Origin of the sequence: Oleiharenicola sp. Vm1 (genome assembly GCF_047777955.1) — a bacterium.
Classification (GTDB): domain Bacteria; phylum Verrucomicrobiota; class Verrucomicrobiia; order Opitutales; family Opitutaceae; genus Didemnitutus.
The window spans coordinates 669,237-694,174 of sequence record NZ_CP180537.1 but is presented as its reverse complement, the minus strand read 5'-3'; the positions used below and the strand labels follow the sequence as shown (position 1 = coordinate 694,174).

The following is a 24,938-nucleotide window of genomic DNA, read 5'->3' as shown; positions in this document are numbered from 1 at the left end:
TCAGCCCTTGCCCTCCCGCGCCTGCCACTCGGCCAGCGCTTGCCGGGCGGCGAGCAGGTCGTCGGTGGCGCGCAGCCGCTCGACTTCGTCGGCCAATCCCGCCTCCGCCCGGGCCCGGAACTCCGCGAGCGCCAGTCGCGCGGCGAACAGCGCGGCGTCGTCCACCGCCCCCGTGTGGTGGCGCTCCTCCAGCACCGCCGCGATGCGCACCAGGATCGCGTCGCGCTCGCGCACGATCTGGGCGCGGTCGGGAACTTCGGCCGCGGCCAGCGCCACGGCCGCCAGCGCGAGCGCCGGCGCAAGAATCCGGGAGAACTTCATGGGGACATGCCTCCGATCCGCAATCGCGCGGCGAAACCCGCCGCGGGTGGCCCGGGACGAAGGAAGCCAGAAGCGGCTCCCGCGCTCAAGGCCGGAACGCGACGGGCGCCGGGGCCCGAAAGCAAACGCCCGCGACGGACGTCGCGGGCGGGACCGGGCGGCGGCGCGTCGGGGACGCGGCGCCCGGGCGGACAACGGAGCTTACCAGATCTTGGCGCGGAGCTCCGGCTTCAGCCAGAGCGGGTCGCCTTCCTTGATGCCGAAGGCGTCGTAGAAGGGCTGGAAGTTCCGCAGCGGCGCGAACGAGCGGATCTCGCCGGGCGAGTGGACGTCGGCCTGGAGGTAGAACTTCATGCGCTCGTCGCGCGTCTTCGTCTTCCAGACCTGCGCCCAGGCGAGGAAGAAGCGCTGCTCGGGCGTGAAGCCGTCGATCAGCTTGCGCTCCTTGCCCTGGAGCGAGCGCTGCAGCGCCTCGTAGGCGATGGAGACGCCGCCGAGGTCGGCGATGTTCTCGCCGAGCGTGAGCTGGCCGTTGACGTGCAGGCCGGGGAGCGGCTCGTAGGCGTTGTATTGGTCGACGAGCTTCTGCGCGCGGGCCTTGAACTCCTCGGCGTCCTTCGTCGTCCACCAGTCGCTGAGGTTGCCGTTGCCGGCGTAGAGGCGGCCCTGGTCGTCGAAGCCGTGCGTGATCTCGTGGCCGATGACGGCGCAGATGGCGCCGAAGTTCACCGCGTCGTCCATCTCCGCGTCGAAATACGGCGGCTGGAGGATGCCGGCGAGGAACACGAGCTGGTTGGCCGAGGGCTGGTTGTAGGCGTTGACCTGATGGGGCGAGGCGAGGAACTCGTCGCGGTCGAACGGCTGGCCGAACTTCGCCAGCTGGCGCTTGGTCTCGAAGAACGCGGCGGCGTTCACGTTGGCGTAGAAGCTGTCGCGCGTGATCGTGAGGCCGGAGTAGTCGCGCCACTTCGGCGGGGCGCCGACGAGCACGCGGTAGGAGGCGAGCTTGTCGAGCGCCTTGGCCTTCGTCTCGGGCGTCATCCACTCGAGGTTCTGGATGCGGTCGTGCAGCACCTCCTTCATCAGGGCGACCATGGCGTCGAGGCGGGCCTTCACGGCGGGCGGGAAATACTTCGCGATGTAGAGCTCGGAGACGGCGTAGCCGACGAGCCCGTCCATGCGGCGGGCGACGCGCTGCCAGCGCGGCTCGGGCTGGGGCGTGCCGTTCAGCTCCTTGCTGAAGAAGCGGAAGTTCTCCTCCTCGAACGGCGCGGCGAGGAAGTTGGCCGAGTCCTTGATCGCGTGGTAGCGGAGGTAGGTCTTCCACTCGCCGAGGCGCGGCGCGAGCATCGTGCCGAGCGCGGCGTAGAACTTCGGCTGCATGACGATGATCTCCTGCTGGCTGTCCGGGATCAGCGCCAGTTTCAGGTAACGCTCGAGCGGGAGGCCCGGCATCGCGGCGGCGGCCTCGGCGCGGGTCATCTTGTGGTAGTTTTCGAGCGGGTTGCGCAGCTCGGTCGGGGCCTTCGAGACCTCGGCCAGCGCCTTCTCCAGCGCGAACACCGTGGCCGCATCGGCCTTCGCCGCCTCGGGCGTGGCGCCGGCGAGCTCGAGCATCTTCGCCACGTGCACGACGAACGCGTCGCGGAACTTCGCATACTTCTCGTCGAAGTAATAGTCACGCGTCGGCAGGCTCAGGCCGCCCTGCGCGAGGTAGAAGCGGATCTGCGAATTGTCCTTCAGGTCGGCGTAGATGAACGTGCCGAAGAGCGGCCCGCCGACGTGCAGGTGCGCGTCGGCCACGACGGCGATGAGGTCGTCGACGGACTGGATCGCGGCGATGCGGTCGAGCGTGGGCTGCAGCGGCTTGAGGCCGGCGGCGTCGATCGCCGCGGTGTTCATGGCCGAGGCGTAGAAATCGCCCACCTTCTGCGCGGAGCTGCCCGGCGCGCCGGGATTCGCCGCGGCGTCCTCGAGGATGCCGCGGATGCGGGCCCAGTTGTTTTCGCCCAGCATGTCGCCCGAGCCCCAGCGCGCCTTGTCGGCGGGGATCTCGGTGCGGGCGGCCCAGCCGCCGTTGGCGTATTTGGTGAAGTCGACGCCGGGGGCCACGGAGCGGTCCATGTGCGCCGGGGAGAATTTCAGGTCGGCGGCCGGCACGACCGCGGCGGTGGCGGCAAGCGGCAGCAGCAACGCCGCGCCGAGCGCGGCCAGGGAGAGACGGGGTTGGTTCATGAAGGCTCCACGCTAGGTCCGCGCCGGGACGGGCGGCAACGCCGCCCTGACCAGCGGGCGAATCGCCACGACGAACGCCGCAATCCCCACGGCGGGCGGTGGGGTGCCATCCGCGGTCCCGCCGGCCGGTTTGCCGCCGCGGGCCACTCTTCGGACGAAAAACCGGCGGTCTCGCTCCGGCGTCGCCGCCCGGGCGCCGCATTCCGCCGCGTCGGCCTTGGCCGGTTCCGCCGTCGATTTCAGCCCCCACGCGCCCGATGGCGCCGGCAAGCGACGCTTCCCGGTGGTCCGCGCCGCCCGGTGCGATCGGCCTGGGCTGAGCCGGCCCTGCGCAAGACTACGTAGGCCGGCTTCCGCCCGTTGACCCGCACCGGCGCGCCCACCACGCTGCGGTGATGTCGCCCCACCCGTTCCGCTTCCGCCTCGCCGGCGCCTGCGTGCTCGCCGCGCTGGCTGCCTTGCCCGGCATCCGGGCGCAGGAGGAGGCGGGCCGGCCGGTGTTCCGCGACTTCCGGCCGACGGACTACCGCGGCCACCCGCAGGCCTTCAGCCTGGTCGAGAGCCCGGAGGGCTTCCTCTACCTCGGCAACCAGGAGGGCGTGATCGAATTCGACGGCGCGCGCTGGACGCACCTGCCCGCGCCTACGTCGCTCGTCTATCGCCTCGCCTTCGGCGCGGACGGCAAACTCTGGGCCGGCGGCAACGACGAGGTCGGCTACTACCTGCCCGATGCCAGCGGCCGACGTGTTTATCACTCCGTCCGCCACCAGCTCCCCGCCGAGATGCTGCCCTTCGGCCCGGCCGCCGTCGTGACCGACGGGCCGCGGACCTACATCACCGGCCCGCGCGGCGTCGTGCAGTGCGAAGACGGCCGCTTCACCGCCTGGCCCAATCCCACGCCCGGCGGCGTCTCGCTGCACCGCGTCGGCGGCGAGATGCTCGCGCTGGTGGCCGGCACCGGCCTGTTCCGCCTCGAGCCCGGCGGCCGGCGCACGCTGGTGAGCGACGCGCCGGCGTTCCGCGGCTCCGCCCGCACCGCCAGCGCGCCGCTGCCCGACGGGCGCGTGCTTTTCGTCGTCACCCACGGCGGCGCCTACGTCTTCGATCCGCGCACCGGCACCGCCGCGCCCCTGCCGGGCCCGCTCGACGACATCGCGCGCGGCACGCGCATCAACGACGCGCTCCGCCTGCCGAGCGGCGAGATCGCCGTCGCCACCGCGGCGCAGGGCCTGGTCGTGCTGTCGCCCGACCTGCGAAGGATCCGCCGCTTCGACCGCTCGACCGGGCTCGCCGACAACGGCGTCATCTCCCTCGCCCTCGACCGCGACGGCGGTCTCTGGGTCGGCTTCAACTCCGGGCTCGCCCGCCTCGCCATCGACAGCCCGGTCACGGTCTTCGACGCCACCAACGGCCCGACACCCGGCACGGTCGACGCCTGGGGCCGCCACGCCGGCCGTCTTTACGCCGGCACCTACGACGGCCTCTACCGCCTCGAGCCCGCCACCGCCGACGGCGCGCCCGCGCGCTTCGCCCGCATCAGCGACCAGGTCGTGCACATCTTCGGCTTCGCCTCCCACCGGGGCCGTCTCCTCGTCGCCGCCCAGGCCGGGCTCTACCAGTTCGACGAAGACGACCGCCCCGAACTGGTCGTCGACTGCCGCGCCAATTCCCCCTTCGGCCTCCTGCCCTCGCCGCGCGTCCCCGGGCGCTTCTACCTGCCCGCCCAATCCGGCCTCGTCATCGTCGAGCACGACGCCACCGGCTGGCACACTCGCGCCGACCTGCGCACGCTGGGCGACGCGCACACCGCCGTCCTCGACGACGAGGGCTCGCTCTGGCTCGGCACCTACAACCGCGGCTTCTGGCGGCTGCCCCGCGCCGACACCACGGCGGACGTCTCCACCCTCGTGCCCGAGCAGTTCTTCAACGGCCGGGGCCTGCCGGGAAACATGGTGTGGACCAACGTCACGCCCGGCGTCGGCGGCCCGGTGTTCTTCACCGACAAGGGCCAACGCCGCTTCGATCCGCAGCGCGGCGCATTCGTGCCCGAGGACCGCTTCGCACTGCCGGATTCCGCCGCGCCACTGTTCACCCCCACCCTCGTCAACGGCACCGACACCTGGGGTTCGCTCTTCCGCGACTCGACCATCGTCGCCGCCTCCGCCCTGGGCCGGTTCCGCGCCGACGGCGGCAAACTCACCTGGCAATCCGCGCCGGCCGACGCCCTGAGCGAGATCGGCTTCTCCGGCGCCGCCGTGATGTGGCTCGACGACACCCCCGCGGCCCGGTGCTGTGGGCGCGCGGCTACAACAACGCCATCCGCCTCGATCTCAGCCGGCCGGCCGCCGCGCCGCGCGCGTGGCCGGCGCTGATCCGCTCGTTCCAGGCCGAGGGCCGCCTCGTGCCGCTCCCGCGCGACGGCGCCCCGCTCGCCCTGCGCTACTCGCGCGAGCCGCTCGTGGCCGAGCTGGCGGCGCCGCGCTTCGACGCGCTCGACGGCCTGCGCTTCCAGACGCGCCTGCTCGGCTTCAGCGACCGCTGGTCCGAGCTGACGGCCGAGCCGCGCGTGCGTTTCACCAACCTCGAGGGCGGACCCTTCACGCTCGAGGCCCGCGCCGTCGACGCCACCGGCACCGTCAGCGAAGTCGCGCGGCTCGTTTTCACCGTCGCCCCGCCCTGGCACCGCTCGCCGCTCGCCTACGCGCTTTACGCCGTCGCCCTGCTCGCCGCCATCGCCGCCTTCGTCCGCGGGCGCCTCGCCGCCGCCCGGCGCGAGCAGGCGCGACTCGAGCGCATCGTGCAGCAGCGCACCGGCGAGCTCGCCGCCGCCCGCGACGAGGCCGAGGCCGCCAGCCGGGCCAAGAGCACCTTCCTCGCCCACATGAGCCACGAGCTACGCACGCCGCTCAACGGCATCATCGGCTACGCGCAGGTGCTGCTCAAGGACGACGCTGTCGCCGGCCGCCAGCGCGAGCGGGTCAACATCGTCCACGCCAGCGGCCTTCACCTGCTGCGCATGATCAACGAGGTGCTCGATTTCTCGAAGATCGAGGCGGGCAAGATCGAGCGGAACGACGCGCCGTTCCACCTCGGCCAGCTCCTGCGCGAGCTCGCCGTCGCCCACGAGGCGGCCGCCCAGGCCCGCGGCCTGGCCTTCGCGCTCGCGACGCCGGACGACCTGCCGAGTCACGTCACCGGCGACGCGCAGAAGCTCCGCCAGATCCTCGACAACCTCCTCTCCAACGCCGTGAAGTTCACCGCGCAGGGCCGCGTGACGCTGCAAGTGGAGCGAGCGGACGCCGCCCTGGATTCCCGCACCGATCGCTGGCGCTTCACCGTCAGCGACACCGGCGTCGGCCTGGATGCCGAGGATCGCGCGCGCTTGTTCCAGCCCTTCGAACAGGCGCGCCGCGACCGCCCGGCCGAGCCCGGCACCGGCCTCGGCCTCGCCATCACGCAGCGGCTGGTGCAGCTGCTCGGCGGGGAACTCCAACTCGAGAGCGCGCCCGGCCGCGGCAGCCGGTTCACCTTCGCCCTTCCGCTCCCCGCCGCCCTCCCGCCGGAGGTCCCGGCCCCGTCCGCCCGGCCCGTCACCGGCTACGCCGGCCCGCGCCGCCGCATCCTCGTGGTCGACGACAACGCCGTGAACCGCGCGCTGCTCGCAGACCTGCTCACGCCGCTCGGCTTCGCCGTCGCGGAGTTCGCCAGCGCCGAGGCCATGCTCGCCGCCGGGCCGGGCGAGCTGCGCGCCGATCTCGCCTTCCTCGACGTGAAGCTGACCGGCATGGACGGCCTCGAGCTCGCCCGCCGTCTCCGCACCCGGGGCGACTCGCGCGCGCTACCGCTGGTGTTCACCTCCGCCTCGGTGCTGACCTTCGACCGCACCGCCGCCGCCGCGATCGGCTGCCCGGATTTCCTGCCCAAGCCCTTCGCCGAAACGCAGCTCCAGGAACTGCTCACGCGCCTGCTGCGGCTCGAGTGGCACTACGGCCCCGCGCCCGCGGCGGCCGGCGGCGACCTCGCCCCGCCCGCCCGCGCCACGCTCGAGCAGCTGCTCGCGCTCGCCGACAGCGGCGACATCGCCGCGCTGCGCGCGGCCGTGGCCGCCGCCCGCCGCCGCCACGCCGCGGACGAGACGCTGAGTCAGGTTGAAACCGCCGCGGCTTCCTATCAGCTTGAGCGCGTCCGCCAGCTGCTCCGCTCCGCCCTCGCATGAAAAGCCCCACCGTCCTGGTCGTCGACGACACGCCCGCGAACCTCGGCATCGTGCTCGAATCGCTGCACAGCGCCGGCTTGCGCGTGCTCATGGCCGAGAGCGGCACCCGGGCGCTCGAGCTGCTCGCGCGGCAGCCGGTCGACCTCGTGCTGCTCGACGTCATCATGCCCGGGCGCGACGGCTTCGCGACCTTCGCCGAGATCCGCGCCCATCCCTCCTGGGCGGACATCCCGGTGCTGTTCATGACCGCGGTCGACGATCCGGCGCAGAAAGTCCGCGCCCTGGAAGCCGGCGCGGTCGACTACATTTCCAAGCCGGTCCATCCGCCGGAGGTGCTGGCCCGCGTGCGCACGCACCTCGAGCTGCGCGCGGCGCGGCGCGAGCTCCAGCGGCAGAACGCCCTGCTCGAGGCCGAGATCGCCGTCCGCCTCGACGCCGAGGCGCAGCTGGCGCACTCGCTCGACCGCGCCGTGATCATCGCCGACGGGGATGGCCGGGTGGTGTTCCAGACCCTCGCGGCCACGCACCTGCTGCACAAGCACCTGCCGCAGCCGCCGTCCGGACGCGTCCCCGCCGAGATCCTCGCGAGCGATCGCGTCGTCGGACCGGCCGGCACGCTGCTCGTGCAGCGCTTCAGCGGCGGCCAGGCCGGCGAACCGCTCGTCGTGGTCCATCTCGCCGAGGAATCGGCGCCGCCGGGCCCGGCGGACCTGGTCGCGCTCGGACTCACCCCGCGTCAGGCCGAGGTGCTCTACTGGATCGCCCAGGGCAAGACCAACGGCGAGACCGCGGTCATCCTCGGCACGAGCCCGCGCACGGTCGACAAGCACGTCGAGCAACTGCTGGAACGGCTCGGCGTCGAGAACCGCCTCGCCGCCGCCGCCCGCGCGAACGACGTGCTGCGGCCGACGGCGCGATAACGCGCCGCGGGACGCCGCCGCCCCGATCAACCGAGGACCGCTTCGATCTTCGCCAGCTCCGCGGCGCCGAGCGGCGGCTGCGCCAGCGCGCCGTGCAGGTCGTCGAGCTGCGAGACCTTGCTCGCGCCGATGAGCACGGTCGTGACCTCGGGCCGGCGGAAGAGCCACAGCACCGCGAGCTGCGCCAGCGTCGCGCCGCGGGCGACGGCGACGTCGTTCAGCGCCCGGATCTTCGCCAGCAGCTCCGGCGTGATGCGATCGGTGGGCAAAAACGGCGACACGCCGCGGCCGGCGCGCGAGTCGGCGGGGATACCTTGGAGGTAACGGTTCGTCAGCAAGCCCTGCGCGAGCGGCGAGAACGGGATGCAGCCCGCGCCGATCTCCGCGAGCGCCGGCAGCAGCTCCGGCTCCACCCAGCGCTCGAACATGTGGTATTTCGGCTGGTGGATGAGCAACGGCACACCGAGGGACTTGAGGATCGCGGCCGCCTCGCGCGTGCGCTTGGCATCATAGTTGGAAATGCCGGCGTAGAGCGCGCGGCCGCTGCGCACGGCGTCGGCGAGGGCGCCCATCGTCTCCTCAAGCGGCGTGTCGGGATCGGGCCGGTGCGAATAGAAGATGTCGACGTAGTCGAGGCCCATGCGCTTCAGGCTCTGGTCGAGCGACGAGAGCAGGTATTTGCGCGAGCCCCACTCGCCGTAGGGCCCGGCCCACATGTAGTAACCGGCCTTGGTCGAGATGATGAGCTCGTCGCGGTGCGCGGCAAAGTCGTCGCGCAGCAACTGGCCGAAGTTCTCCTCCGCGCTGCCCGGGGGCGGGCCGTAGTTGTTAGCGAGGTCGAAATGCGTGCAGCCGAGGTCGAACGCGCGGCGCAGCAGCGCGCGCTGGTTCTCGAGCGCGTCGACGTGGCCGAAATTGTGCCAGAGCCCGAGCGAGAGACGCGGCAGCTTCAGGCCGGAGCGACCGCAGCGCGCATAGCGGCCGACTTCGTAGCGGTTGGGGGCGGGGATGTAGGGGCTGGCAGACGACATCGTGCCGCAGCGTGCGCGAACATCGCGCGCGGCTCAACGGGGATTTGCCGCGGTGACGCGCGGACGGTCCGAAGGGGATGAAGACAACGTCACGGTGGCGCGCGGTGATTCCAACCCGACACGCCTGACACTGAGTGGGCGGGGTCGGGAGTCCCCCCGCCCTACATCGTTGGGACGCCGCGCGCGCCAAACCTTCCTACAGCGCCACCTCGAACGGTGCACCGGTCTTGGCGCGGACTTCGTCGAGCGTCACGCCGGGGTGCAGCTCGATCAGGCGCAGGCCGCCCGCGTTTGGTTTCACCTCGAAGACGCAGAGATCGGTGATGATGAGGCTGACGACGCCCTTGCCGGTGATCGGCAGCGTGCATTGCTTCAGGATCTTCGGGCTGCCGTCCTTCGCGCAGTGCTCCATCACGGCGACGACGCGCTTCACGCCGGCGACAAGGTCCATGGCGCCACCCGGCCCCTTCACCATCCTGCCCGGGACCATCCAGTTCGCGATGTCGCCGTTGTCGGCGACTTCGAGCGCGCCGAGGATCGAAAGGTCGATGTGTCCGCCGCGGATCATGGCGAAGGAGTCGGCGCTGGAGAAGAACGCCGAGCCGGGAATCGTGGAGATCGTCTGCTTGCCGGCGTTGATCAGGTCGGGGTCGACCTTGTCCTCAGCCGGGAACGGACCGATGCCGAGCAGGCCGTTTTCCGACTGCAGCGTGACGTTCATGCCGGCGGGAATGAAGTTGGCTACGAGCGTCGGGATGCCGATGCCGAGGTTGACGTAGTAGCCGTCGCGCAGCTCCTTCGCCGCGCGGCGGGCCATGAGCTCGCGGATCGGCGTCTCCTTCTTCGACGCGGCGGCGCCCTGCACGGTGCGGAACTCGATGCGCTTCTCGTAGCGCGGGCCCGGGATGATGCGGTCGACGTAGATGCCCGGGGTGTGGATCGAGTCAGGCTCGAGCTGGCCGACCTCGACGAGTTCCTCGACCTCGGCCACGCAGACGGCGGCGCAGGTGGCGATCATCGGGTTGAAGTTCCGCGCGGTTTTCCGGAAGACGAGATTGCCGGACTTGTCGCCCTTCCACGCCTTCACGAGCGCGACGTCGGCGCGGATGCCGCGCTCGAGGACGTATTCCTTGCCGTCGAAGACCTTCGTCTCCTTGCCCTCGGCCAGCTTCGTGCCGAACGCGGTGCGCGTGTAGAAACCGGGGATGCCCGCGCCGCCCGCGCGCAAGCGCTCGGCGAGCGTGCCTTGCGGGATGAGCTCGAGCTCGAGTTCGCCAGCGAGCACCTGGCGCTCGAACTCCTTGTTCTCGCCGACGTAGGAGGCCATCACCTTGCGGATCTGGCGGGTCTTGAGGAGCAGGCCCATGCCGAAGTCGTCCACGCCGGCGTTGTTGCCGACGATGGTGATGCCCTTCACGCCGCTGTCACGCAGCGCGAGGATGAGATTTTCCGGGATGCCGCAGAGGCCGAAGCCGCCGGCGGCGATCGTCATGTTATCATGGAGCAGGCCGGCCAGCGCGGACTCGGCGGAGGAGTGGACTTTGCTCATGGCGTGGGGAATCGGAGCAGCAGGAGGATGAACCACAGCGGCACAGAGAACACAGGGTGAAACCAACTCAGGCTCCGCGTTCTCTGTGCCTCCGTGGTTCTTTTTTCGGGTGGATGGAAAGCGGACCGAGCGTCTTGCGCATCAATATCTCATCGTGGCCGGCGACGACGTAGTCGCGCAGGCGGCCGACGACTGCGTAACCGGCGTGACGGTAGAGGCGCTGCGCGTCGCGGTTGAACGACGAGACGCAGAGCAGGACGTTGCGGTGTTTTTGGAAAATCCGCGCCTCGGCCCAGCGCAACGCCGCCGAGCCGACGCCGCGCCCGCGCATCTCCGATGCGACGCCGATGGTCTGGATGTAGCCGCCGAGCGGGCCGTTGAGGTCGAGCACGAGAAATCCCGCGCGCTCGCCGGCGGCGCGGACGATGAAGCACTGCTTGCGACGGTTGCGGAGAAGCTTGAGCGCGTCGGCGCGCCCGCGGCCCAGCGTGAGCCACGGCTCCGATGCGGCCATCACGCCAGCGGCCCACGCGCGGTCAGCGGGTCGCATCCGGCGGACGATGATCGGCTGCTGGGGCGGCTTCACGACAGAGAGAGAAACCACGGAGACACAGAGGGCACAGAGTCAAAATCAGCCGGCCTTTCTCCGTGTTCTCTGTGCCTCCGTGGTTCAAAAGATTACACCAGCTCGACACATGCGGCCAGGCCCTCGCCGCCGCCGATGCAGATGGCGGCGACGCCGCGCTTCAGGCCGCGCTCCTTCAGGGCGGCGATCAGCGTCACGAGGATGCGGGCGCCGCTGGCGCCGATGGGATGGCCGAGCGAGATCGCGCCGCCGCGGACGTTGAGCTTGTCGGCGGGCACGCCGAGCTCCTGGGCGAAAGCCATCGGGACGACGGCGAAGGCTTCGTTCACTTCCCAGAGATCGACGTCGCTGACCTTCCAGCCGGCCGCGGCGAGCGCCTGCTGCGTGGCCGGCACGGGCGCGGTGGTGAACCACACCGGGTCCTGCGCGTGGCCGCCGAAGGCCACGAGGCGCGCGATCGGCTTCAGGCCTTTCGCCTGCGCGTGCGCGGCGGTGGTGACGACGAGCGCGGCGGCGCCGTCGTTGATGGTGGAGGCGTTGGCGGCGGTGACGGTGCCGGCCTTGTCGAAGACCGGGCGGAGCGTCGGGATCTTGTCGTATTTCACCTTCGCCGGACCCTCGTCGTGCTCGACCTTCGTGACGTTGCCCTTGGCGTCCGTGATCTCGACCGGCGTGATCTCGGCGGCGAACCGGCCGTCCTTCTGCGCGGCGTTGGCGCGCTTGAAACTCTCGATGGCGAACGCGTCCTGCTGTTCGCGGGTGAAGGTGTATTTCGCCGCGCACTTCTCGGCGCAGTTGCCCATGTGGACGTTGTGGTAGGGATCCCAGAGGCCGTCGGAGATCATCGAGTCGACGAGTTGGCCGTGGCCCATGCGATAGCCGTCGCGCGCCTTCGGCAACAGATACGGCGCCTGACTCATGTTCTCCATGCCACCGGCGACGAAGAGCGTGCCCATGCCGGCACGGAGCGAGTGCGACGCCTGCATGACGGCCTGCAGGCCGGAACCGCAGACCTTGTGGATCGTGACGGCGCGCGCGGACGGCGGGAGACCGGCGTGGATGGCGGCCTGGCGTGCGGGCGCCTGGCCTTGGCCGGCCTGGAGCACGTTGCCCATCAGGACGTCGGTGACGTCGGCGGGCGCGACGCCCGCCGACGCGAGCGCGCCCTTGATGGCGGCGGCGCCGAGGCGCGAGGCGGGGACGGCGGCGAGGCCGCCTTGGAATGCGCCGATGGGCGTGCGGGTGGCGGAGAGAATGACGATCTCTGGCATGGCGAGAACGGGGTTGGGGGTTGACCACCACGAAACACACGAAGCCCACGAAAGGAAAGGGGCAGGCGGTCGTGCCGCTCGTGTATTTCGCGGCTTAATATGCCCTCTCGACGAGCTGAACATGCGCGCCGACGAGCGCGGGTGCGTGGGCGGAGCGCGCCGAAGGGGCGTTGCCGCGGGTCCGGCGACCCGCCCCTCCATCAGCGCAGCGCGGAGCCGCCGGCGGGGCGCGCGACGGTGAAGAGTTCGCCCGAGCGCATGTAGAAATCGCCGGCGAGGCGCGCGATCAGGTCGAGCTTCCGCGGATCGATCTTGCCGTCCACGATCACCGCGTCGGCGACGTGCATGGCGACGATGCGGCCGAAGACGACGTTGCCCGCGCCGACGCCGCTGCCGATCGTGACGACGCGGTCCAGCGTGCACTCGATGGCGACCGGCGACTCGGCCACGCGCGGCGGGCGGACCTTGGTCGAGGCCGCGGGCGTGACCTTGGCGTGCGCGAACTCGCTTTCGCCGTAGGGCAGCGGCGCGGCGGTGGCGTTCATCGGCTCGGCCAGCCAGTAGGGCACGAGGTTCACCACGAATTCGGGCACGGCCTCGATGTTGCGCAGGGTGTCCTTCTTGCCGCCGTCGCGGTTGTTCGTGGGCACGAACATGAGCGTGGGCGGATTCGAGCAGATGGCCTGGAAGAACGAGAACGGCGCGAGGTTGGGCTTGCCGTCGGGCGAGATGGTCGAGACCCACGCGATCGGGCGCGGGGTGATGGCCTGGGTCATCCACGCGTAGCCGTCGCGCGGGGCGAGTTTTTCGAAATCCAAAATCATGCGGACGAGGAAACGCGTTTGGCGCCGGAAGGCAAAGGCCGTGTGTGTGCGCGGAGTGGTTTTCGCTGTGCAAAATCCGCCTGCAACCGCTGGGGGCCTTTGCCCGCAACGGCCCTTCGCCTGTGGAATTAGCAGCGAACCCAAGGGCGCTTGGGGGCAAGCGCCCCTACCCTCGCATCGAGCCCGCTCCGCACTCAGCCCAGCCAGCTGAGCGGGTAGTTCGGGTCGTCCATCGCCAAGGCCTGCTCGGTGAGCTCGAGCGGGAAGGCGGTGTCGAACATCACGGCGAGCTCCTCGGTGCGGGTGTGCTCGAAGCTCTTCAGCGTCGTGCCCGGGTGCGGGCCGTGCGGGATGCCCTGCGGATGGAGCGTGAACGAGCCGGGCTCGACGCCCTTGCGCGAACCGAACTGGCCGCGCACGTAGAACAGCACCTCGTCGGCCTCGGTGTTGTCGTGCGCCCACGGGACCTTGATCGCCTCCGGATGATGGTCGAGGTAGCGCGGTGCGAAGGTGCAGATGACGTAGCCCTTGATCTCGAAGGTCTGGTGGATCGGCGGCGGCAGGTGGACGGTGCCGGTGATGGGCTCGAAATCGTTCGCGTTGAAGGTGAATGGATACAGCGCGCCGTCCCAGCCCACGACGTCGAACGGATGCGACGCCATGATGTTGCGGGTGAAACGCGAGCCACGGTCCTTCACCAGGATCGCGTAGTCGCCATCCTTGTCCTCGGCGATGATCTCCGTCGGGCCGTGGATGTCGCGCTCGCTGTAGGGCGCGCCGAGGCGCATCTGGCCCTCGGGGTGGCGGTAGCGCTCGGGGATGCGGACGGGATGCGTCGACTCGAGGATGAGATAGTCCTCCTTCGCGATGTCGTCGGGCACGAGGCGGTAGATCGTGCCGCGCGGGATGACGATGTAGTCGTCCTGCTTGTAGCGGAGTTTGCCGAAATTCGACTCGAGCCAGCCGCCGCCGGAGAAGACGAAGATCACGTCGTCGTTCGCGCCATTGCGGTAGAACTCGTAGCCGGCCTCCATGACCTTGGCCGGACGGCAGCGCGAGCAGGTGATATCGGCGTTGAACATCAGCGGCACGCGACCGGTGTAGGGATCGCCCGCGCGCGCCATGCCGGCGGACTTGAGGTGGTGGTGGCGCAGCGGGAGGTGCGCGGCGACCTTGGTCGGCTGCTCGCGGAAGAGCTCGACCTTTTTCACCATCGTCGGCGGGCGCAGGTGGTAGACGATCGAGTAGGCGCGATCGAAGCCCTCGGTCGTGATGATGTGCTCGTAGTGCAGGCCCTCGCCCTTGTAGCTCGTCGCGGGGTCGCGCGGAAACTTGAGGTGGTGCTTGCGGGGCATCGCCCCGAGGGTGCGGTAGAAGGGCATCGGAGGATTTTCGATTGGGGATTGGGGATTTTCGATTCAGACCGACTTGGCGCGCGTGGGGATTTCACGCGTCGATTCCCGAACCATCAAAAATCGAGAATCCAAAATCGAAAATTCCGCAGAGGGTCGCCGCAGGCGGGAGCCGGGGGGTTGTGTTGTGTGTTGTGTTTGCCTGGCTTTGGGAGGCTGGGGTAGACAGCCGCGAAAAGCAGCTCCCGCCTGCGACGAAATTCTCAGAGTGTGCCGCGCTTCATCTGCTCGCGCTCGATGGCCTCGAAGAGCGCGCGGAAATTGCCCTCGCCGAAGCCCATCGAGGTGCCCTTGCGCTGGATGACCTCGAAGAACAGCGTCGGGCGCGTGAAGACGCACTTGGTGAAAAGCTGCAGCAGGTAGCCGGTCTCGTTGTCGCGGTCGACGAGGATGCGCAGCGGGCGGAGCGTCTCCTTGTCCTCGTCGATCCGGCCGACGCGCTCCTCGAACTTCTCGTCGTAGTAGCTGTCCGGCACGTCGAGGAACTCCTGGCCCATCTTCCGCATCTCGTCGATGGTCGTGATGATGTTGGGCGTGAGCAGCGCGATGTGCTGGACGCCGGGGCCGTTGTATTGGTCGAGAAATTCCTGGATCTGCGAATTGGCGGACGACGGCTCGTTGATCGGCATCTTGATCCAGCCGTCGGTCGAGCTGACGACCTTGGACATCAGGGCGGAGCGGCCGGTGTTGATGTCGAAGTGCATGAACAGGTCGAGGCCGAACACCTGCTCGTAGAACGTCACCCACTCGTCCATGCGCTCCACGTTGGCCACGATGTGGTCGATCATGGCGAAGTTGATGTCGCGGTCGTCGATGCCGCCGGCGACGTTCTGGAAGCCGGGGAGAAACTCGCCCTGCTTCTTGCGCTCGATGAAGCTGTGGATCGTGTCGCCGTAGGCCGCGATGGCCGCGCCGGCGACGAAGTCGTCGCTGAAGAACTCCTTGGCGGGATTCGCGCCCCGCCGCTGCGCCTCGGCGAACGCGTGCGCCGCATCCTTCACGCGGAACGCCACGTCGCGCACGCCGCAGCCGTGCTTCGCCAGATGCGCGCGGACGGCGTCGGCCTCGGGGCCGGTGCCCTGCGGCTCCGTGACGAGGAAGTTGACGCGGCCCTGGCCGACGAGGTGCGCGCGCCGGCCGCGCAGGCCGGTGGCGTTGTCGCCGTAGGCGCGCGGCACCATGCCGTATTTCGTGACGAAGAAGTCGCGCCACTGGTCGGCGTTATCGACCCAGAATTCGATGTGGTCGAATTGCTTCAGGCCGAGCGGATTCGCGGCGGTTTTGCGCTCAACGGGCTTGTCGAAGAAAGTTCTGCTCATGGAAATCGGCGTCCGGGCAGGCGTGGATGCGTGGGGGTGCCGCAGACCATAGCCGCGAAGCGCGCGCCGGTCCATAACCCGAACGGAGTAATCGCCCTTGCCTTCCCGCGGACGGAGGACGGAATACGGAGGACGGGATTCCGAGCCCGGAGGACCAACGACCGGAGACGGACGATGGCACCCTCTGTCCTCCGTCCTCCGTTCACCGCCCTCCGATGTCCTCTCTCGCCCCTGCGCTGCTCGACCACGTGCTCACGATGCTCGAAGACGTGCCCGTCGGCCTTCTGCTGCTCGACGCCCAGTGCCAGCCGCTCTGGTTCAACGAGGAGGCGGCGCGCGCCTGCGCGGTATGGAACCACGGCGAGCGCCACGCCGCCGCGCTGCGCGCGCGCTCGGCCTTCAAGGTGCCGCCGGTGCTGGCCGAAGCCTGCGTGCAACTGCGCGACGACCCGACGGCCGAGCCGGTGAAGGTCGTCTCGGAAAACGCCCGCGGCCTGCACGCCCGCATCAAGCTCCAGCCGGCGCGCGTCGCCGACGCCGGCCACGCCTTCCACATCCAGCTCGATTACCGCCGGCCGCGCGGCGACCGCCACCGGCCGCTCTCGCCCGGCGCCGTCGCGCTGCTCGCCCGCCTCTCCGAGCGCGAACGCGAGGTCGCCATGCGCGTGCGCGAGGGCCTGCGCACGGCCGAGATCGCCGCCGAGCTGCGCCGCAGCCCGCTCACGATCAAGACGCAGCTCGCCGCCATCTTCACCAAGCTCGGCGTGCGCGGCCGCACCCGCGTCGCCGCCCTGCTGAACCGCTGAGCGGCCCCGGCACGGCGGCATTGCAACCCGTCCCGAATCTGCCTTGCTGCCGCGCATGAGCGCCTCCACGTCGCCGAGTCCCGCCCCGTCGACCTTCCGCGCCTGGCTGCGCCAGGAATTCCTGCGCGAGCTCCGCCTGAGCGGCGTGTTCCTGCTCGTCGGCCTCGGCCTCGTCTTCGCCGCCGACCGCGTCTCCCCGCGCTTCGGCCCGGCGTGGACGCGCGTGAACTACCAGCTCACCGCCACCGCGCTCGACCAGCACCCGACCGCCCTGCTCGACGCCTTCGCCTCCCGCCTGGCGCAGGCGCAATACGGCTGGGGCCTGTTCTCGCTCACCGAGCCGTTCAACGTCACCGCCGCCCGCGAGCAACTGCGCGCGGACTTCCCGGAGTTCATCGGCGTCGACCCGGAGGGCCGCCCGATCCAGCTGCGCCGCTCCGCCCTGCACCGCACCGCGACGGCCCAGCGCGAGGCGCGCGCCGCCGCCTATCTCGCCCGCCACCACGCGATCGAATCCCGGCGTTTCGCCCGGCTCTATCCCGACGACACCCCTTCGAGGTGCCGCCGGCCAGCGTGCGCCTCGGCCGCCTCGTCACCAAGCTCCTCGGCCTGCCCGACGCGGCCCTGCACCTTTTCCGCCGCACGCTCAGCGCCGGCACCGTGAGCTTCCTGCTCTTCAGCGGCACGTTCGCGCTCTCGGCCGTGGCGCTGTGGACCTCGGCCCGGCCCGCCCGACGCTGGCTGAAGGCGCTGCTCTGCCCCTTCCTCGCCAGCGCGCTCGCGTGGGTCGTCATCCTCTTCATGTCGATCAGCGCGGCGATCTTCGGCGGCCTCACGCCCAACACCTCCGCCCTCGCCGTCTTCGCCGGCGCGCCCCTGCTCTACCTCGCCGCCAAGATCCCGCTGCGCCTCCTCGAGGAACTCCAGCTCAAGCCGAAGCCCTGGGACGGCGTCGAGCGCCGCCGCGCGCCGCGGCCGCCGGTGACGGGCTGAGAACGGTAGACCGAGGACCGCGCGCGGGCTCACGCCCGCATGGCTGCACGCGCCTCCGTCCTTGGTCTTCCGTCCTCCGCCGCATCCCCGCCTCCACTTTCCTCCTTTCGGGCTACCGCTTTCCGGTGGTGTCATAAACGCTTTCGGCTACAGCAAGGGGCAACCGAACCACCCCATGCCCCCCACGGCCCCCACGACCGATCACCCCGAAACCCCGACCCCGGACGGCAGCGATCCGCGCTGCATCCCCCACAAGCTCGTCAAGCCGCTCCCCGTCGGCGCTGAGTGCAAATACCCGAACTACTCCGCCGAGGAACAGGATGTCTGGCGCACGCTCTACGCGCGCATGGAGACGCTCCTGCCAGGCCGCGCCGCCGACGAATACCTCACCGGCCTGCGCACGCTCGACCTCGAGCGCGACCGCATCCCTGCGCTCGCCGACGTCTCACGCAAGCTCGAGCGAGCCACCGGCTGGCGCGTCGCCCGCACGCCGGGCCTGCTCGACGCCCATGACTTCTTCACCTACCTCGCCCACCGCGTCTTCCCGTCGACCGACTACATCCGCGCCCGCAGCGAGCTCGACTACACGCCCGCGCCGGACTGCTTCCACGACATCTTCGGTCACACGCCGATGATCGTGCACCCGCGCTTCGCCGACTTCTATCAGAAGATCGGCCAGGCCGCCCTCGCATGCCAGGACGCCGCCACCGAGGAGGGCCTCACGCGCATCTACTGGTTCACGGTGGAGTTCGGCCTGATCAAGAATCCCGCCGGCCTCCGCATCTACGGCAACGGCATCATCTCGTCCTCCGGCGAAACGCAGCACTGCCTGACCGACAAGGTCACGAAGCTCCCCTACAAGCCCGAGCGCCTCGCGCAGCAGGCCTACGACATCTGGCATTTCCAGGATCCGCTCTTCGTCATCGATTCGTTCGACCAGCTCGAGCACGAGTTCGTCCGCTGGGCGAAGGAGCGCAGCCTGCTCTGAGCCGGCTCCCGTCGGGGCGCAACGCTCTCGCGCCCCGGTTTCCGCCCACCGGCCCCCGGTTGCACGGCGGCCGCCGCCGCGGCTCGACGGCGGCTTTTCTTTGCCACAGATTGACGCTGCTCAAGGCGCCGCGCCCCACGCCTGCGCATACTTTGGGCATGTCCACGCCACCCACGCTTCCGCCGGCCAACACCTCGTTCCGCTCGCTCGTCCTGCCCCGTGAGCACGGCAGCTGGTCGCTCGCGCTCGAGCCGATCGCGCTCGGCCTGCTCGTCGCGCCGTCGACCGCCGGCCTGTTCCTGGCCGTGGCCGTGTTCGCCGGCTTCTTCACCCGCCGGCCGCTGAAGCTGGCCTGGACGCTCGCGCCCGGCGACGCGCGCCGTGCGGCCGCGGTGCGCTGGACGCTCGGCTTCGCCCTGCCCGCCCTCGCCGCGCTCGCCGCCGCCGGTTACGTCGGCGGGTGGGCGGCGCTCTGGCCGCTGCTCCTCGCCGCGCCGTTGGGGGCGGCGTTCCTCTGGTTCGACCTGCGCGGCGAAATGCGCGAGGCGGAGGCGGAGCTGGCCGGCAGCGGCGCGTTCGCGCTCGTGCCCGCGACCTTCGCCACTCTCGCCGGCTGGAGCCCGGCCCCGGGCTGGCGCTCGCGGCGCTGATGCTCGCGCGCAGCGTGCCGACCGTGCTCACCGTCCGCGCCTACCTGCGCCTCGCCAAGCACAAGCCCGCCCAGCCCGCGGCCGCGCTCGTGAGCACCGCGCTCTCCTTCGCCGCCGTCGCCGCGCTCGCCGCCGGGCGCCTCTCGCCGCTCGCGACCTGCGTGCTCGCCGGCCTGCTGGCCTTGCGCGCCCTCTGGCTGCTCTCGCCGTTCTCGCCGGCCTGGAGCGCACGCCGCGTCGGCCTGACCGAGGCGTTCGTCGGGCTCGGCTACCTCGCCGGCCTCGCCCTCGCTTATCGCACCCAGTGACCGCCCTCATGGCACGCGGAGCTTGATTCGCATCAAGGCGCCGCGCCGCCCGCCGCGCTACTCTGTCCCCGCAACCCCGACAAAACTCACGCCATGAATCGCAAAACCCCAGACGACCTCCGCTGCGCCCCCGGCTACCCTTTTGTTTCCACGATGAAAAATCCACGCTTCACCGTCCTCGCGACGGCCGGCCTCGCTTTGGCCGCCGCCTTGTTCACCGCCACGCTCGCCGGCGCCAATGAAGGCCCGACCGACGCGAAGGGCCCCGTCCTCCTCCCGCCCGAAGTGCAGGCCATGCCCGTCGAGCAGGCCATCCTCACCGCCCCGCCGCACGTGCCGCCGCCGATCACCCGCAAGCACTCGGCCCGCGTCGTCGTGAACCTCGAGGTCCGCGAAGTCGTCGGCCGCCTCGCCGACGGCGTCGAATACACCTTCTGGACCTACGGCGGCAGCGTCCCCGGCTCCTTCATCCGCATCCGCGAGGGCGACGTCGTGGAGTTCCACCTGAACAACCACCCGAGCTCCAAGCTCCCGCACAACATCGACCTCCACGCCGTCACCGGCCCGGGCGGCGGCGCCGCGTCGACCTTCACCGCGCCGGGCCACAGCTCGCAGTTCACCTTCAAGGCCCTCAATCCCGGCCTCTACGTCTATCACTGCGCGACCGCGCCCGTCCCGATGCACATCGGCAACGGCATGTATGGCCTCATCCTCGTCGAGCCCAAGGACGGCCTGCCCAAGGTCGACAAGGAATACTACGTCATGCAGGGCGAGTTCTACACCACCGGCAAATACGGCGAGGAGGGCCTGCAATCCTTCGACATGGCCAAGGCCATCGACGAGCGCCCGCCCTACATCGTGTTCAACGGCGCCGTCGGCTCGCTCACCGGCGACAAGGCCATCACCGCCAACGTCGGCGAGCACGTCCGCATCTACTTCGGCGTCGGCGGCCCGAACGTTACCTCGTCCTTCCACATCATCGGCGAGATCTTCGACAAGGTCTACCCCGAGGCCGGTCTCAGCCTGCCCAACGCCAACGTCCAGACCACCCTCGTGCCCTCCGGCGGCGCCACCGTCGTCGAGTTCAAGGTCGACGTCCCCGGCACCTTCGTCCTCGTCGACCACTCCCTCACCCGCGCCTTCAACAAGGGCGCCCTCGGCATGATCAAGGTCAGCGGCCCCGAGGACCGCGTCACCTACTCCGGCAAGGAGATCGACGCCGTCTACTTCGGCGCCGCCGTCGACTCCGAGGCCTCCAAGCGCGCCGCCGAGCTCAAGGCCAAGATCGCCGCCGAGATCGCCAACAACCCGGCCATCGCCGGCCTGACCAAGGAAGCGCAGATCGAGAAGGGCAAGCAGGTCTACATGGGCCTCTGCTTCGCCTGCCACCAGCCCGACGGCAAGGGCATGCCCGCCGTCTTCCCGCCGCTCGCGCAATCCGACTTCATGCTCGCCGACCGCGACCGCGCCGTCCGCATCGTGCTGAAGGGCCTCACCGGCCCCGTCACCGTCAACGGCCAGACGATCAACAGCGCCATGCCCCCGCAGGAGGCCGCGCTCACCGACCAGCAGATCGCCGACGTCCTCACCTACGTCTTCAATTCCTGGGGCAACAGCGGCGACGCCTTCAAGGCCGACCACGTCAAGGCCATCCGCAACGAGGCGCGCAGCAACTGAGCGCCCCGCCCCGAGCTTCCCGCCGTGTCCACGACTCCCGTCACCGTCCGCCGCACTCCTCCTGCCCCGGCCCGAGCCGGCGCGGGCGCGGCGTGTTGCGGCCCGGACACGGCGGCGACTTTGTCCCGCGTTAGGGTTAGTGGAAACCTGAACTGCACTCCGGCCGCGACGCCGTGCGCCTGGCGCGTGCTCGTCGCGGCCGGAATCCTTTTCCTCGGCGGCACCGCCGCGCTCCGCGCCGCCGACGCCCCGGCCGCTGCCGCAATCGACAATCCAAAATCGAAAATCGAAAATCCGGCCGACGCTCCTGCGTCGGTCGTGATCCCCGCCGGCAGCTATGTCCCGCTCCAGCGCTCGGTCAAGGACCTGGCCGCCGTGCCCGTCGCGGCGTTCCGCCTCGACGTCACGCCGGTCACCAACGCCCAGTTCCTCGCCTTTGTCCGCGCTAATCCAAAGTGGCAGCGCTCGCGCGTCAGTCCGCTTTTCGCCGATGCGTCGTATCTCGAAACCTGGGCCGGCGATCTCGAACTCGGTCCGCGCGCGCCGGCCGACGCCCCGGTCGTGCGCGTCTCCTGGTTCGCCGCCCGCGCCTACGCCGCCTGGGCCGGCAAGCGCCTCCCCACCACCGCCGAGTGGGAACTCGCCGCCGGCGCCGGCTACACCCGCGCGGACGGCAAGAACGACGAGCAGCTCAACCGCGACCTCTACGCCTGGCTCGCCCGCCCCGTGCCCGCCATCCTGCCCGCGGTCACGACCGCCCGCCCGGACTTCCACGGCGTGCGCGGCCTGCACGGCCTCGTCTGGGAGTGGGTTTCGGACTTCAACACCGCGCTCGTCACCGGCGAGTCGCGCGCCGACTCCGGCCTCGAACGCGACCTCTTCTGCGGCGCCGGCTCCGTCGGCGCCAAGGACACCACCGACTACGCCGCCTTCATGCGGCAGGCGCTCCGCTCCTCCCTCCGCGCCAACAACGCCACCTCCTCGCTCGGCTTCCGCTGCGCGCACGACCTCTGACCCGCCATGAACGCTCCGTCCTCCCTCCTCTCCCGCCTGCCGCTCCTCGCCTTCCTCGCCGCCGCCGCCTTCTTCGCCGCCGTCGCGGCGCACGCCGGCTCCTGCTGCCAGCCGGAGCCGAAACCCGAACCCAAGGACGCCTGCTGCGCCGCCGCGGAGAAACCCGTCGCCGCGGCGAAGGACGACTGCTGCAAGACCGCCGAGACCGCCGCCGCGCCGTTCACCCGCACCTCGCTCTACCAGGCCGACGGCGTGTTCACCGACGACTCCGGGAAATCCTTCCGCCTCGCCTCGCTCCGCGGCCGCCCGGTCGTGGTGAACCTGTTCTTCGCCACCTGCGGCTACGCCTGCCCGCTCGCCGTCACCGACCTCCTCGCCGTGCAGGCGCGCCTCTCGCCCGCGCAGCGGAAGGACACCGTCTTCGTCCTCGTCTCCTTTGACCTCGAGCGCGACACCGTCGAGGCCCTCGCGAAATACCGCGCCGCCCGCCAGCTCGACGGCAACTGGATCCTGCTCCGCGGCGACGACGCCTCCGTGCGCGAACTCGCCGCGCTCCTCGGCGTGAAATACAAGCAGGAGGCCGACGGCTCCTTCGCCCACTCGAATCTCTTCACCGTCCTCAACCGCGAGGGCGAGGTCGTCCACCAGCGCATCGGCCTGCAGAGCGGCCTCGACGCCGCCGTCGCCGCGATCGAGCAACTGCGCTGACACCGACGCCGCCGATGCGCTGATCCCTCTTCCCCTCGTGTCGCGCCCGGGCCAGCGCGGCACTTGACCTCCCTCAAGGTTTCCCGGTTTCCGTCCCCAGCGGACGCCGGTTCGGACCGATGGGAAATCAACCTCCACGCCGGCCCATGAAAACCCTCTCGTTCGCCACCAAACTCGCCCTCACCCTGTGCCTGCCGCTCGCCGCCATCGCGGTGCTCGGCCTCAACACCTCCTGGGAAAAATGGCGTGTCTACCGGGACTACGCCCGCCTCGCCCAGAATTCCGCCGTGCTCCAGCAGATCGGGCAGACGGTCCACGAGCTGCAGCGGGAACGCGGACGCTCCGCGGGTTTCCTCTCCGGCCAGGGCACCACGTTCGTCGCGGAGTTGCGCGACCAACGGGCCGCCACCGACGGCGCGCTGCGTGAACTTCACCTGCGGCTGGCCACCTTCCAGGCCACGCAATTCGGCCCGGCCTTCACGGAGAAACTCCGCACCGGCCTCGCCGCGCTCGACCAGCTGGCCACGGTGCGCGGCCGCATCTCCGGACTGAGCCTGACCGCCGCCGAATCCGCGACCTACTACACCGACACCATCGCCCGGCTGCTCGAGATCGTCGTCGCCCTGTCCCACCTCAGCAACGACGCCGTCATCGCCAACGGCATTTCCTGCTACGTGAACTTCCTGCAGGGCAAGGAACAGGCCGGCATCGAGCGCGCCACGCTCACCGCCGCGTTCACCGCCGACGCGTTCACACCCGAGACCTTCCGGCGCTTCTCCAGCGCCGCCGCCAGCCAGGCGACCTATTTCCGCGTCTACGAGAGCTTCGCTTCCGAGGCGCAGCGGCAGTTCTTCGCTCGCCGCGTCGCCGGCCCGGCCGTCGAGACCGTCGACCGCCTCCGCCAGCAGGCCGCCGACCGCGCCGCCGCCGGCCATTTCGGCGTCCGCCCGAACGACTGGTTTGATGCCAGCACCGCCCGGATCGATCTGCTGAAGGAGATCGAGGATCGCCTCGCCAGCGACTACGACCGCGCGGCCACCGCCATCCGCCAGGAAGCCTGGCGCGAATTCGTGCTTTTCACCCTCGGCACCGGACTCGTCATCGGCCTCACCCTCGCCGCCACCGGCCTGGTCGTGCGCTCCCTCAGCCGCCGCCTGCTCCAACTCGCCGGCCGGCTCGCCGAGGGTTCCGCCGAGGTCTCCTCCGCCGCCACCCAGGTCTCCGCCGCCAGCCAAAGCTCGGCCAGCGGCGCCAGCGAGCAGGCCGCCGCCCTCGAGGAGACGGCCGCTTCGCTCGAGGAGCTGTCCGGCATGACCCAGCGCAATTCCGCCGACGCCCAGGCCGCCCGGAGCGCCTCCCAGCGGACGCGCACCGTCGCCGACACCGGCGCCGCGGACATGGACGATCTCCGCCAGGCCATGGACGCCATCCACACCTCGGCGGCGAGCATCGCCGGCGTCCTCAAGGCCATCGACGAAATCGCCTTCCAGACCAACCTCCTCGCCCTCAACGCCGCCGTCGAAGCCGCCCGCGCCGGCGAAGCGGGCGCCGGCTTCGCCATTGTCGCCAACGAGGTCCGCACCCTGGCCCAGCGCTCCGCCCAGGCCGCGCGCGACACCGCCGACAAGATCGAAACCGCCGTGCGCAATTCCGAACGCGGCGTCGCCAGCGCGCAGCGCGCCGCGGGACATTTCACCCAGATCGTCGAAGGCACGCGTCAGGTCGAAAAACTCGTCGCCGAGATCGCCGCCGCCTCCGGCGAGCAGAGCACCGGCATCCAGGAAGTGAATCGCGCCACGGCGCAGATGGACCAGGTCACCCAGTCCACCGCCGCCACCGCCGAGGAAACCGCCGCCCAGGCGGAGCACCTCAACGCCCAGGCCGTGGAGCTCACCGCCGTCGTCGGCGAGCTCCTGGTGCTCGTGGGCGGCCGCCGCAACCGCGATGCCGCGGGCCGGCCGGGACAGCCGCGCGCTGGCGGACGCCGCCGCAGCGATCCGTCGCCCGTGCCGTCCTCCCCGTCGCTCGCCCCCGCCCTGGCCGGATCTTGATGCCCGTCAAGGCGTCCCTGCGCGCCATCCGGTAGGATCGCGTCCGACCGGCCCCGGCC

At 70.5% G+C, this 24,938-nt stretch carries 22 protein-coding genes; 13 read left to right on the top strand and 9 right to left on the bottom strand.

The features are described 5' to 3' along the window. Both ACMYLB_RS03900 and ACMYLB_RS03895 read right to left on the bottom strand, forming a co-directional pair. A complete protein-coding gene (locus ACMYLB_RS03900) occupies positions 1 to 321 on the bottom strand; it encodes a hypothetical protein (protein ID WP_415909668.1) in 321 nt (106 codons plus the stop codon). 201 nt (positions 322 to 522) lie between these two features. After that, positions 523 to 2,556: a M13 family metallopeptidase gene (locus ACMYLB_RS03895; protein ID WP_415909667.1), complete on the bottom strand. Its 2,034-nt coding sequence runs from the start codon at positions 2,554 to 2,556 to the stop codon at positions 523 to 525. A 395-nt stretch (positions 2,557 to 2,951) separates the two neighbouring features. On the opposite strand from ACMYLB_RS03895, the gene ACMYLB_RS03890 reads away from it, so the two are divergent. The 3 genes from ACMYLB_RS03890 to ACMYLB_RS03880 are packed head-to-tail and all read left to right on the top strand — an operon-like array spanning position 2,952 to position 7,692. Then, positions 2,952 to 4,928 carry a ligand-binding sensor domain-containing protein gene (locus ACMYLB_RS03890; protein WP_415909666.1) on the top strand — a complete coding sequence of 659 codons (1,977 nt, stop codon included), beginning with the start codon at positions 2,952 to 2,954 and terminating at the stop codon, positions 4,926 to 4,928. After that, complete coding sequence (locus tag ACMYLB_RS03885; protein ID WP_415909665.1) at positions 4,844 to 6,772, top strand: ATP-binding protein; 1,929 nt, start codon at positions 4,844 to 4,846, stop codon at positions 6,770 to 6,772. The genes ACMYLB_RS03890 and ACMYLB_RS03885 overlap by 85 nt, the downstream gene beginning before the upstream one ends. Continuing rightward, on the top strand, positions 6,769 to 7,692 hold the full coding sequence (locus tag ACMYLB_RS03880) for a response regulator (RefSeq protein ID WP_415909664.1): 924 nt from the start codon (positions 6,769 to 6,771) through the stop codon (positions 7,690 to 7,692). The genes ACMYLB_RS03885 and ACMYLB_RS03880 overlap by 4 nt, the downstream gene beginning before the upstream one ends. A 26-nt stretch (positions 7,693 to 7,718) precedes the next feature. Here the strand turns inward: ACMYLB_RS03880 and mgrA are convergent, their stop codons facing one another. From mgrA to hppD, 7 genes are all read right to left on the bottom strand, one after another. Further along, positions 7,719 to 8,723 carry an L-glyceraldehyde 3-phosphate reductase gene (mgrA, locus tag ACMYLB_RS03875; protein ID WP_415909663.1) on the bottom strand — a complete coding sequence of 335 codons (1,005 nt, stop codon included), beginning with the start codon at positions 8,721 to 8,723 and terminating at the stop codon, positions 7,719 to 7,721. 196 nt (positions 8,724 to 8,919) lie between these two features. Then, on the bottom strand, positions 8,920 to 10,272 hold the full coding sequence (locus ACMYLB_RS03870) for a 3-oxoacid CoA-transferase subunit B (protein WP_415909662.1): 1,353 nt from the start codon (positions 10,270 to 10,272) through the stop codon (positions 8,920 to 8,922). Between the two features lie 67 nt (positions 10,273 to 10,339). Next, positions 10,340 to 10,876, bottom strand: coding sequence for a GNAT family N-acetyltransferase (locus ACMYLB_RS03865; RefSeq protein ID WP_415909661.1), 537 nt, complete (start codon positions 10,874 to 10,876; stop codon positions 10,340 to 10,342). Positions 10,877 to 10,950: 74 nt separating this feature from the next. Then, positions 10,951 to 12,129 carry a thiolase family protein gene (locus tag ACMYLB_RS03860; protein ID WP_415909660.1) on the bottom strand — a complete coding sequence of 393 codons (1,179 nt, stop codon included), beginning with the start codon at positions 12,127 to 12,129 and terminating at the stop codon, positions 10,951 to 10,953. 200 nt (positions 12,130 to 12,329) lie between these two features. Then, positions 12,330 to 12,953, bottom strand: coding sequence for a flavin reductase family protein (locus tag ACMYLB_RS03855; protein WP_415909659.1), 624 nt, complete (start codon positions 12,951 to 12,953; stop codon positions 12,330 to 12,332). Between the two features lie 194 nt (positions 12,954 to 13,147). Next, positions 13,148 to 14,335, bottom strand: a complete 1,188-nt coding sequence (locus ACMYLB_RS03850) for a homogentisate 1,2-dioxygenase (protein WP_415909658.1) — start codon at positions 14,333 to 14,335, stop codon at positions 13,148 to 13,150. A 233-nt stretch (positions 14,336 to 14,568) separates the two neighbouring features. Further along, positions 14,569 to 15,684, bottom strand: coding sequence for a 4-hydroxyphenylpyruvate dioxygenase (gene hppD, locus ACMYLB_RS03845; RefSeq protein WP_415909657.1), 1,116 nt, complete (start codon positions 15,682 to 15,684; stop codon positions 14,569 to 14,571). A 215-nt stretch (positions 15,685 to 15,899) separates the two neighbouring features. Between hppD and ACMYLB_RS03840 the strand changes: the two genes are divergently transcribed. From ACMYLB_RS03840 to ACMYLB_RS03795, 10 genes are all read left to right on the top strand, one after another. After that, the gene (locus ACMYLB_RS03840) at positions 15,900 to 16,490 is read left to right on the top strand and encodes a response regulator transcription factor (protein WP_415909656.1); all 591 of its coding nucleotides are present in this window, start codon (positions 15,900 to 15,902) and stop codon (positions 16,488 to 16,490) included. A 55-nt stretch (positions 16,491 to 16,545) separates the two neighbouring features. Then, on the top strand, positions 16,546 to 17,154 hold the full coding sequence (locus ACMYLB_RS03835; protein ID WP_415909655.1) for a hypothetical protein: 609 nt from the start codon (positions 16,546 to 16,548) through the stop codon (positions 17,152 to 17,154). Then, positions 17,151 to 17,483 (top strand): hypothetical protein, encoded by a 333-nt coding sequence (locus tag ACMYLB_RS03830; protein WP_415909654.1) that lies wholly within the window; start codon positions 17,151 to 17,153, stop codon positions 17,481 to 17,483. Before ACMYLB_RS03835 ends, ACMYLB_RS03830 begins: the two co-directional genes overlap by 4 nt. A gap of 175 nt (positions 17,484 to 17,658) precedes the next feature. Next, a complete protein-coding gene (locus tag ACMYLB_RS03825; protein ID WP_415909653.1) occupies positions 17,659 to 18,471 on the top strand; it encodes a phenylalanine 4-monooxygenase in 813 nt (270 codons plus the stop codon). Positions 18,472 to 18,629: 158 nt separating this feature from the next. Further along, on the top strand, positions 18,630 to 19,121 hold the full coding sequence (locus ACMYLB_RS03820; RefSeq protein ID WP_415909652.1) for a YwiC-like family protein: 492 nt from the start codon (positions 18,630 to 18,632) through the stop codon (positions 19,119 to 19,121). Further along, a complete protein-coding gene (locus ACMYLB_RS03815) occupies positions 19,121 to 19,429 on the top strand; it encodes a hypothetical protein (protein WP_415909651.1) in 309 nt (102 codons plus the stop codon). The genes ACMYLB_RS03820 and ACMYLB_RS03815 overlap by 1 nt, the downstream gene beginning before the upstream one ends. Before the next feature lie 153 nt (positions 19,430 to 19,582). Beyond that, positions 19,583 to 21,106 (top strand): copper-containing nitrite reductase, encoded by a 1,524-nt coding sequence (nirK, locus tag ACMYLB_RS03810; protein ID WP_415909650.1) that lies wholly within the window; start codon positions 19,583 to 19,585, stop codon positions 21,104 to 21,106. A 186-nt stretch (positions 21,107 to 21,292) separates the two neighbouring features. Further along, on the top strand, positions 21,293 to 22,120 hold the full coding sequence (locus ACMYLB_RS03805; RefSeq protein WP_415909649.1) for a formylglycine-generating enzyme family protein: 828 nt from the start codon (positions 21,293 to 21,295) through the stop codon (positions 22,118 to 22,120). 6 nt (positions 22,121 to 22,126) lie between these two features. Continuing rightward, positions 22,127 to 22,828 carry an SCO family protein gene (locus ACMYLB_RS03800; RefSeq protein ID WP_415909648.1) on the top strand — a complete coding sequence of 234 codons (702 nt, stop codon included), beginning with the start codon at positions 22,127 to 22,129 and terminating at the stop codon, positions 22,826 to 22,828. Between the two features lie 146 nt (positions 22,829 to 22,974). Then, positions 22,975 to 24,879, top strand: coding sequence for a nitrate- and nitrite sensing domain-containing protein (locus tag ACMYLB_RS03795; protein WP_415909647.1), 1,905 nt, complete (start codon positions 22,975 to 22,977; stop codon positions 24,877 to 24,879). The last annotated feature ends 59 nt before the right edge of the window (positions 24,880 to 24,938 follow it).

What these genes read in the sequence shown, in the direction of transcription:
- ACMYLB_RS03900 (WP_415909668.1), bottom strand. Translation starts at nt 321, where the DNA reads ATGAAGTTCTCCCGGATTCTTGCGCCGGCGCTCGCGCTGGCGGCCGTG.
- ACMYLB_RS03895 (WP_415909667.1), bottom strand. Translation starts at nt 2,556, where the DNA reads ATGAACCAACCCCGTCTCTCCCTGGCCGCGCTCGGCGCGGCGTTGCTG.
- ACMYLB_RS03890 (WP_415909666.1), top strand. Translation starts at nt 2,952, where the DNA reads ATGTCGCCCCACCCGTTCCGCTTCCGCCTCGCCGGCGCCTGCGTGCTC.
- ACMYLB_RS03880 (WP_415909664.1), top strand. Translation starts at nt 6,769, where the DNA reads ATGAAAAGCCCCACCGTCCTGGTCGTCGACGACACGCCCGCGAACCTC.
- mgrA (WP_415909663.1), bottom strand. Translation starts at nt 8,723, where the DNA reads ATGTCGTCTGCCAGCCCCTACATCCCCGCCCCCAACCGCTACGAAGTC.
- ACMYLB_RS03870 (WP_415909662.1), bottom strand. Translation starts at nt 10,272, where the DNA reads ATGAGCAAAGTCCACTCCTCCGCCGAGTCCGCGCTGGCCGGCCTGCTC.
- ACMYLB_RS03860 (WP_415909660.1), bottom strand. Translation starts at nt 12,129, where the DNA reads ATGCCAGAGATCGTCATTCTCTCCGCCACCCGCACGCCCATCGGCGCA.
- ACMYLB_RS03855 (WP_415909659.1), bottom strand. Translation starts at nt 12,953, where the DNA reads ATGATTTTGGATTTCGAAAAACTCGCCCCGCGCGACGGCTACGCGTGG.
- ACMYLB_RS03850 (WP_415909658.1), bottom strand. Translation starts at nt 14,335, where the DNA reads ATGCCCTTCTACCGCACCCTCGGGGCGATGCCCCGCAAGCACCACCTC.
- hppD (WP_415909657.1), bottom strand. Translation starts at nt 15,684, where the DNA reads ATGAGCAGAACTTTCTTCGACAAGCCCGTTGAGCGCAAAACCGCCGCG.
- ACMYLB_RS03840 (WP_415909656.1), top strand. Translation starts at nt 15,900, where the DNA reads ATGTCCTCTCTCGCCCCTGCGCTGCTCGACCACGTGCTCACGATGCTC.
- ACMYLB_RS03835 (WP_415909655.1), top strand. Translation starts at nt 16,546, where the DNA reads ATGAGCGCCTCCACGTCGCCGAGTCCCGCCCCGTCGACCTTCCGCGCC.
- ACMYLB_RS03825 (WP_415909653.1), top strand. Translation starts at nt 17,659, where the DNA reads ATGCCCCCCACGGCCCCCACGACCGATCACCCCGAAACCCCGACCCCG.
- ACMYLB_RS03820 (WP_415909652.1), top strand. Translation starts at nt 18,630, where the DNA reads ATGTCCACGCCACCCACGCTTCCGCCGGCCAACACCTCGTTCCGCTCG.
- ACMYLB_RS03815 (WP_415909651.1), top strand. Translation starts at nt 19,121, where the DNA reads ATGCTCGCGCGCAGCGTGCCGACCGTGCTCACCGTCCGCGCCTACCTG.
- nirK (WP_415909650.1), top strand. Translation starts at nt 19,583, where the DNA reads ATGAAAAATCCACGCTTCACCGTCCTCGCGACGGCCGGCCTCGCTTTG.
- ACMYLB_RS03800 (WP_415909648.1), top strand. Translation starts at nt 22,127, where the DNA reads ATGAACGCTCCGTCCTCCCTCCTCTCCCGCCTGCCGCTCCTCGCCTTC.
- ACMYLB_RS03795 (WP_415909647.1), top strand. Translation starts at nt 22,975, where the DNA reads ATGAAAACCCTCTCGTTCGCCACCAAACTCGCCCTCACCCTGTGCCTG.